This window comes from Pseudaeromonas pectinilytica (assembly GCF_054780855.1).
This window is the reverse complement of sequence record NZ_BAAGVN010000288.1, coordinates 1-7,852: the sequence shown is the minus strand read 5'-3', so window position 1 is coordinate 7,852 and position 7,852 is coordinate 1. Positions and strand designations below refer to the sequence as shown.

Sequence of the window (7,852 nt, the reverse complement as noted above, 5' to 3'; positions counted from 1 at the left end):
TTGTTTCTGGCCATGATTTAACCCTCCAGAACAGAACCCTTTAAGTGTAGTCCTGAAGGGCTGAATCATGGTGGTAATCAAGTTTTTTTATGTCATCCAAATTACCAGTGCCTTTTCGGCCCAGTATCCAGATGAACGAAATTGGAACGGGGATAGTAACCGACCCCCCCCGAGTTCAGAGCCAAGGCAGCGCGACGAATATGATTGAGCTCCACTCCAGGAATACGCAAATCCACCGCCTTGCCAGACATATGCAAACTCTTCTTCGCTACTCCTCGGCTGGAACGACGCAACGCGGCATTAGTTTGCTGTGAGCGATAGCCACAAATCACATGAATTTCTTTTTGCACGCCTAATTTACGCTGCAGCTCAAACAACTGGTCGAACAACTTGGCATCAATCAGCAATTGCACATCGCCTGCACGGTGATCACGAAACAACCAGCTAAACTCTTGCAAACCATCCTTGTTATAGCGCCCGTTTTCCCAATAACAGGCGGACGCGCGTTCTCCCGTATTCGGATTATAAAAACGCAACAGCCGGGCAGGAGCAGTGCGACTGGCATACGCAGTGTCGGGCAACAGAGTTGCTGCCATCAAGCAGGCACTGCCCAACAACAAACGACGACGACTGATTTCCAGATCCAACATGTGAACGCCCCTCCCATCATGGGTTTTCCCGTACAAGCACGGACTAACCAGGCTCGACTCTATGCCCAACAGTAGGCAAAGAAGATAACGATTGGATAAAACCAGTGTCAAACAACGATTTCGAATAACGACTCAAAGGACCCTTTCTGGTCGATAAAATCGATTGAATCATGAGCTATCGCACAGAATAAACGCGCCACAAGGCGCGTTATCAGTACGATCTTATTCCAGGTTATACCTTCTGATGGCGACGCAAACTTCGCATCACGGGACCATCGCCATCGATCTTGCCACTATCAAAACCGTAGATATCGTCTCGAAATTGCAGCAAGCCTTGGGCATCCACCCAACTGCGCCAATAGACGGTATATACAGGAACCGGGGTATTTAATGGTACCCATTTGGTTGCCTTGCTCTGCAAGATGGCATCCAGTTTATCTTTACTCCATTTTGAATCTTTAAGTAATAACTCCGCCAAATCGGCAGACTGCTCAACACGCACACACCCGGAGCTGATGGCCCGGAGATCATGGTTGAATAAGCTGGGTTTCGAGGTGGAATGCAGATAGATGGAATCATCATTCGGCAAATAGAATTTATAACGACCCAACGCATTATGATCACCTGGTTGCTGGCGCAAGCGATAAGGGAAGCCGGCGGTAATCGCATCATCCAGCGTAATAGAGGCTGGATCGACCTTAGCACCATCGTAACTGTAAATATCAAATCGTTCCTTCAGCAGATAGTCCGGATCATGTGACAATTTGGGCACTATATCTTGCCGCAATATGGTAGTTGGGACATGCCACGCCGGATTCAGCACTACACTGGCAATTTGGCTGGAAAGGATCGGCGTCTGACGCTTCAGCTGTCCCACAATGACCCGGCTGCTCAGCAATTGATGTTCGCCTTCCAGGACCCGGAGCTGATACTCCGGCAAGTTGACCAACACATAGCGTCCGCTATCCAGCTGATCACCGACATCCTGACGAAGCAGAGTTCTTGCCAGGATCACCGCCTTTTGCTCAGGGGGAACCCGCAACCACATTAAGGTTTTGCGGCCAATGACCCCGTCATCCGTTAATCCATGAGCACGCTGAAAACCTTTAATGGCGGCAACCACCTCATCGTTATACAGGGTGTCGCTGTCTGCTTGTTCGAGCAGTTGCAAACGCAAAAGGACTTGCTTGATAACCGGCAAGCTGTCGCTGCTTTCCCCTGGATGCAGGCGCACATCCGGAATATCTGGCCAGGGTTCTTGACGCGCCATATCCAGCAGATGATTTAACTGCTGCCGCATGACCAGATAATTTGGCTCCTGGGGTCGCAAGGCAGTTACTGTCGCCATGAGTCCACCTTGCTGTAACAACAAAAGGTAGTCATCACTATCCGTTAGCGTCGGCTGCAGATTGAACTTCCGGACATTAAGGCGCTCTCTGGCATCCCAGCTCAACTGGTGCCACTGACTCCGAAACCGCTGCAGCGTCATATAAGACTCGGCAAAGAGTCGACCCTGAGTAGCGGCATCCTGACTATTCATCAAAGCCAGCCAGAGCTCATTGAATCGCGGATGAATATTAGCAACCGCCAATTCCAACAATTGCTGAGCCAGCTCTTTTCTTTCCTCAGCACTGGGCAAGGGATAGACGGACGTTGGAGAAAATACAACCACTGCCTCACCATGCCGAGGCGGTGTCGCCGCCGGTGATGACTCAACGGCAACCGCATGCCCCGACATGGCGACGCCAAGCATCCAAAATCCAATACCCCAACGATTGACTTGCCTATCTAACATCCTGCCTCCACTGTAGAGGGATCCCGATTGCTGATCCCTCACGGGTTATTTGCTACATCCTGTTCTGCAGAAACTGGTTCCATACCAGCCCGTTGCAGTGTTTAGGTTTCACAACAAGCTGTCAATCCGGGGATTCGCTTTCCACGGAGGCCATGATCGAGGTCACATCGAATCACACCTCGGCCAACCGTAACCCAATCCTCGGTTTCGAACCAATGCCTTCTCGAGCTCAATCACATAGTTTCACAGAACATATGTTTATAACTAAATGTCACTTCCGATTACTGTTTATATGATTAATCTAACCTTATCTGCTGAAAACATAGGGACAGCGCCATGAGCAAAGTGTACGAAGATAACTCACTGACTATTGGAAACACGCCCTTAGTCAAACTGAACCGGGTCAGTAAAGGACGAGTTCTGGCAAAGGTAGAAAGTCGGAACCCCAGCTTCAGCGTAAAATGCCGTATCGGTGCCAATATGATTTGGGACGCCGAGAAGAAAGGATTGCTGGGCCCGGGTAAGGAAATTATCGAACCGACCAGTGGAAATACTGGTATTGCTCTGGCTTTCGTGGCCGCGTCCCGTGGTTACGCCATTACCTTGACCATGCCCGCCACCATGAGCCTGGAGCGGCGCAAGCTGCTGAAAGCTCTGGGTGCCAATCTTGTCCTGACTGAAGGCCCTCTGGGGATGAAGGGCGCGGTTGCCAAAGCGGAAGAAATTCGCGACTCGGATCCTGAAAAGTATATTCTGCTGCAGCAATTTGATAATCCGGCAAACCCGGAAATTCATGTCAAGACCACGGGTCCGGAAATTTGGGATGCTACCGATGGTGAGGTCGATGTCATCGTCGCTGGCGTAGGGACCGGTGGCACCATTACAGGGATCTCCCGTTACATTAAGCAGATCCAGGGTAAAGCTATTACCAGCGTTGCCGTTGAACCCAAGGAGTCTCCGGTTATCAGCCAAAAATTGGCTGGCGAAGAGATCAAACCAGGCCCTCATAAAATCCAGGGCATTGGCGCTGGCTTCATTCCGGGTAACCTAGATCTCTCCTTGCTTGATCGTGTCGAGCAGGTCACCAGTGACGAAGCTGTCGAGATGGCTCGCCGTTTGATGCAGGAAGAGGGCATTCTTGCCGGTATCAGCTCGGGTGCAGCTGTGGTCGCAGCCAACCGGATTGCTGAATTACCAGAGTTTAAAGACAAGACCATAGTGGTCATACTCCCAAGCTCTGGCGAACGTTATCTCTCCAGTGTCTTATTCCAGGGCCAGTTTGGTGAGCAAGAACTCCAAGCCTGATCCAGAGCTAATTTTTCATTATTTTTACTCGAAAAACGAGGCGCCGGTTTATCCGGCGCCTTTTTTTCGTGCTATATACCCAAAAGAAGCTGCCAATAACATATTTTACACAGAGAAATATGTTGTCTGCCCTCGGTGGAATAATGCCATGCAAAACGTTTCATTTGCCTTCATTGACTTGGCGCAAGGGTTTTCAATGCTAACGTATCAAAAGGTAACGCATGGATATTTTTTGTTGCATCCTAACGGTATGGCCTTTTGCCAACCACGAGAGCAAGGCATAATCCGGTGCGGTTGAGGTCTTACTGGTCAAATAATTATCAACAATCAAGGCACACCAATAAGTACCGAACACGTTTAACTCGCTCGAGGATTCCAGGTTCAATATTCGTCCTGAAATCATCATCAACAACATTGGGGTGAAAAATGTTTGAGAAATCTGTAGTCATTACTGCTGAAAACGGTCTCCACACTCGTCCGGCTGCTCAGTTCGTCAAAGAAGCCAAAGAGTTCCAAAGTGAAATTACCGTTGTCAGTGGTGGTAAATCCGCCAGCGCCAAGAGTCTGTTCAAGCTGCAAACTCTGGGCCTGACCAAAGGCACTACCGTGACGATCAAAGCTGATGGTGCTGATGCTCAGAAGGCTGTAGAAAAATTGGTCGCTCTGATGGCTGAGCTGGAATAATCCAGCTCCCCCTTCAGCATTCTGGCATCCACACACAACTACAGGTACGGCTATGATTTCTGGAATTCTGGCATCTCCGGGCATTGCGTTTGCGAAAGCACTCCTGCTCAAAGAAGATGAAATCGTCATCAACAACGAATCCGTTGCAGAGGCCAATATTGAGACTGAAGTAGCGCGTTTTTTCGACGCCCGCGCTAAATCGTCTCAGCAACTCGAAGCCATCAAAGTGATGGCTGGCCGCACATTCGGTGAAGAGAAAGAGGCCATCTTCGAAGGGCACATCATGTTGCTCGAAGATGAAGAACTGGAAGGCGACATTGTCACTCTGATCCGCGACGAGCGTTTCAGTGCAGAAAAAGCGATTCATCATGCGATTGAACAATACGCATCCATGATGGCAGAGCTGGATGATCCCTATCTGCGCGAACGCGCCACAGATTTCCGTGATATCGGCACCCGTCTGGTAAAAAATGCCTTGGGCATGGAAATCGTCAATCTCAGCACCATCGATGAAGAAGTCATCTTGGTCGCACATGATCTGACGCCTTCAGAAACAGCCCAAATCAACCTGAATTTCGTGCGTGGTTTTGTCACGGATATTGGTGGCCGTACCTCCCATACTTCCATCATGGCCCGCTCTTTGGAGCTGCCAGCGATTGTTGGAACCAATGACGTTACCAAACAAGTCAAGTCTGGCGACTTCTTGGTGCTGGATGCTCTGCGCAACCATGTGCTGATCAATCCAAGTGAAGACGAACTGAACAAGCTGAAAGATGCTCAGGCCAAGTTCTTAGCTGAGAAAGCCGAGCTGGCGAAACTCAAAGAACTGCCCGCGGAGACAACTGACGGTCATCGCGTCGAAGTGTGTGCCAACATTGGCACGATCAAAGACATTGATGGCGCACACCGGAATGGCGCTGAAGGTGTCGGTCTTTATCGGACTGAATTCCTGTTTATGGATCGTGATGCTCTGCCTTCAGAAGAAGAGCAATATCAAGCCTATAAAGAAGTGGCTGAGTCCATGTCGGATCACCCGATCATTGTCCGCACCATGGACATCGGTGGTGACAAAGAACTGCCTTACATGAAATTCCCCAAGGAAATGAACCCCTTCCTTGGCTGGCGTGCCATCCGGATCTTCTTTGATCGTAAAGACATCATGCACACTCAGTTGCGGGCTATTCTGCGTGCCTCGAACTATGGCAAATTGCGCATCATGTTCCCGATGATCATCTCCGTAGAAGAATTGCGTGCACTGAAGCAAGAAATTGAAGAGCTGAAGGCCGAGCTGCGCAATGAGCAACTGCCGTTTGATGAATCCATCGAAGTCGGTGTGATGATTGAAACGCCAGCCGCTGCCGTGATCGCTCGCCATTTGGCGAAGGAAGCTGACTTCTTCTCCATCGGTACCAACGACCTGACGCAATATACCTTGGCCGTCGATCGGGGTAACGAGTTGATCTCCGGCTTGTATAACCCGCTGTCCCCCTCTGTTTTGACCCTGATCAAACAGGTCATCGACGCGTCCCATGCCGAAGGCAAGTGGACCGGGATGTGTGGTGAACTGGCCGGTGATGATCGAGCCTCTCTGCTGCTTCTGGGTATGGGGCTGGATGAGTTCTCCATGAGCGCCATGTCCATCCCGCGCGTCAAGCAGCTGGTACGCAGTGCCAATTATGCAGAAGTCAAAGCCATGGCAGACCAAGCGTTGGCTTGTGCTACCATTGCTGAGGTTGAAGCCGTGCTGGATACCTTTGTGAAGCAAAAGGCTGTCTGTTAATATCACTGCATATAAGATAAAAACAACTCTTAGGAGCTAACGCTATGGGTTTGTTCGACAAACTGAGACGACTGGTATCTGATGACAGCGCTGACACCAGCGGCATCGAAATTTTTGCACCCTTGTCTGGTGAAATTATTCCGATTGAAGATGTCCCAGATGTAGTTTTTGCTGAAAAAATCGTCGGTGACGGTATTGCCATCAAGCCGGCAGGCAACAAGATGGTAGCTCCTTGCGATGGCACTATTGGCAAGATTTTCGAAACCAATCATGCCTTCTCCATCGAATCCGATTCCGGCATCGAGTTATTTGTCCACTTCGGCATCGATACCGTCGAGCTGAAGGGCGAAGGCTTTACCCGTATCGCGGCTGAAGGTCAGCAAGTGAAGAAGGGTGACACCATCATCGAGTTCGATCTGGCTCTGCTGGAAGCCAAGGCAAAATCAACTCTGACTCCGGTTGTCATCTCCAACATGGATGACATCAAAGAGCTGATCAAGCTCAATGGTGCAGTAACCGTTGGTGAAACACCGGTGATGCGTATCAAGAAGTAATTTTACTTCTACAAAAAACCCGCCTTTCGGCGGGTTTTTTTATGGTGCTTACGCCATCAGCGTGTGCGCCGCCGGATAACTCCTTCCTGAATAGTCGACGCCACCAGCATGCCATCACGGGTAAAGAACTGACCCCGAACCAGACCCCGCCCCCCTGAGGCACTTGGACTATCCACCGCATACAGTAACCAGTCGTCGAAACGGAAATCCCGATGAAACCACATCGCATGATCGATGGTCGCGACCTGTAATCCTGCATCGAAGAAGGCTACGCCATGGGGCTGCAGGGCAGTTGGCAAAAAATTGAAGTCCGAGGCATAAGCCAATAGATAACGATGAATCGCCTGCTCATCGGGCATTTGGCCGTTGGCCCGAAACCAGACATGACGCTTCGGCGGACAAGCTTCGGCTCGCAGCGGATTCACAAAGCTAACCGGGCGCATCTCAATGGGTTTATCACTCAAGAGCTTGTCATGCAAAAAAGCCGGGATAAAGGCCTTAAGCTCTTGAGCCCACTCCAGCTCACTATTGAGCCCCTCAGGTCCCGGGACATCCGGCATGGCATCTTGATGATCCAGTCCCAGCTCTTCCAGTTGAAATGAACCATTCAGATAGAAGATGGGTTTGCCGTGCTGGATCGCCTGCACTCGCCGGGTTGAGACAGTGTTACCGTCACGGATATGTTCTACCTCGTACAAAATCGGGCAGCTAACATCGCCGGGGCGCAAGAAATAGCAATGCAGGGAGTGCACCATGCGCTCTGGCTCGACGGTCTGCTGTGCGGCCGAGAGGGCTTGCCCCATCACCTGGCCACCGAAGACAGCACCGAACCCCAGATCCTGGCTTTGACCACGAAAATGGCCTTCCTCGATGCGCTCCAATGCCAGCTGTGAAAGTAGATTATTGAGTACCTGTGTCATGACATGACTCTCTGACAGAAGAAAGAAACCAATCGGCAGGCTACCAGAATGGCCAGCATTTTAAAATTTGTGGTCACGCATGCCATCGAGTAGGAGGAGGCCTCGCGGCCTCCGTCCTCTCACACCACCGTACATGCGGTTCCGCATACGGCGGTTCATGTTAA

At 50.5% G+C, this 7,852-nt stretch carries 7 protein-coding genes; 4 read left to right on the top strand and 3 right to left on the bottom strand.

What is annotated here, in order from left to right; translation table 11 throughout:
- Nucleotides 1–101: 101 nt before the first annotated feature.
- Together ACYVG7_RS11640 and ACYVG7_RS11635 are read right to left on the bottom strand one after the other, a co-directional pair.
- Nucleotides 102–650: a DUF882 domain-containing protein gene (locus tag ACYVG7_RS11640; protein WP_460883278.1), complete on the bottom strand. Its 549-nt coding sequence runs from the start codon at nt 648–650 to the stop codon at nt 102–104.
- Between the two features lie 232 nt (nt 651–882).
- Nucleotides 883–2,445, bottom strand: coding sequence for a L,D-transpeptidase family protein (locus ACYVG7_RS11635; protein ID WP_460883277.1), 1,563 nt, complete (start codon nt 2,443–2,445; stop codon nt 883–885).
- Nucleotides 2,446–2,781: 336 nt separating this feature from the next.
- Here ACYVG7_RS11635 and cysK point away from each other — a divergent pair, with 336 nt between their 5' ends.
- The 4 genes from cysK (at nt 2,782) to crr (ending at nt 6,768) form a co-directional block, all read left to right on the top strand.
- Nucleotides 2,782–3,750, top strand: a complete 969-nt coding sequence (gene cysK, locus ACYVG7_RS11630) for a cysteine synthase A (RefSeq protein WP_460883276.1) — start codon at nt 2,782–2,784, stop codon at nt 3,748–3,750.
- Between the two features lie 426 nt (nt 3,751–4,176).
- On the top strand, nt 4,177–4,434 hold the full coding sequence (locus ACYVG7_RS11625; protein WP_460883275.1) for an HPr family phosphocarrier protein: 258 nt from the start codon (nt 4,177–4,179) through the stop codon (nt 4,432–4,434).
- Between the two features lie 52 nt (nt 4,435–4,486).
- The gene (gene ptsI, locus ACYVG7_RS11620; RefSeq protein WP_460883274.1) at nt 4,487–6,214 is read left to right on the top strand and encodes a phosphoenolpyruvate-protein phosphotransferase PtsI; all 1,728 of its coding nucleotides are present in this window, start codon (nt 4,487–4,489) and stop codon (nt 6,212–6,214) included.
- Nucleotides 6,215–6,258: 44 nt separating this feature from the next.
- Nucleotides 6,259–6,768 carry a PTS glucose transporter subunit IIA gene (crr, locus tag ACYVG7_RS11615; RefSeq protein ID WP_460883273.1) on the top strand — a complete coding sequence of 170 codons (510 nt, stop codon included), beginning with the start codon at nt 6,259–6,261 and terminating at the stop codon, nt 6,766–6,768.
- Nucleotides 6,769–6,824: 56 nt separating this feature from the next.
- Here the strand turns inward: crr and tesB are convergent, their stop codons facing one another.
- Nucleotides 6,825–7,688, bottom strand: a complete 864-nt coding sequence (gene tesB / locus ACYVG7_RS11610; RefSeq protein ID WP_460883272.1) for an acyl-CoA thioesterase II — start codon at nt 7,686–7,688, stop codon at nt 6,825–6,827.
- Nucleotides 7,689–7,852 lie beyond the last annotated feature (164 nt).

Coding starts and splice junctions, on each gene's coding strand:
- ACYVG7_RS11640 (WP_460883278.1), bottom strand. CDS start 650: ATGTTGGATCTGGAAATCAGTCGTCGTCGTTTGTTGTTGGGCAGTGCC.
- ACYVG7_RS11635 (WP_460883277.1), bottom strand. CDS start 2,445: ATGTTAGATAGGCAAGTCAATCGTTGGGGTATTGGATTTTGGATGCTT.
- cysK (WP_460883276.1), top strand. CDS start 2,782: ATGAGCAAAGTGTACGAAGATAACTCACTGACTATTGGAAACACGCCC.
- ACYVG7_RS11625 (WP_460883275.1), top strand. CDS start 4,177: ATGTTTGAGAAATCTGTAGTCATTACTGCTGAAAACGGTCTCCACACT.
- ptsI (WP_460883274.1), top strand. CDS start 4,487: ATGATTTCTGGAATTCTGGCATCTCCGGGCATTGCGTTTGCGAAAGCA.
- crr (WP_460883273.1), top strand. CDS start 6,259: ATGGGTTTGTTCGACAAACTGAGACGACTGGTATCTGATGACAGCGCT.
- tesB (WP_460883272.1), bottom strand. CDS start 7,688: ATGACACAGGTACTCAATAATCTACTTTCACAGCTGGCATTGGAGCGC.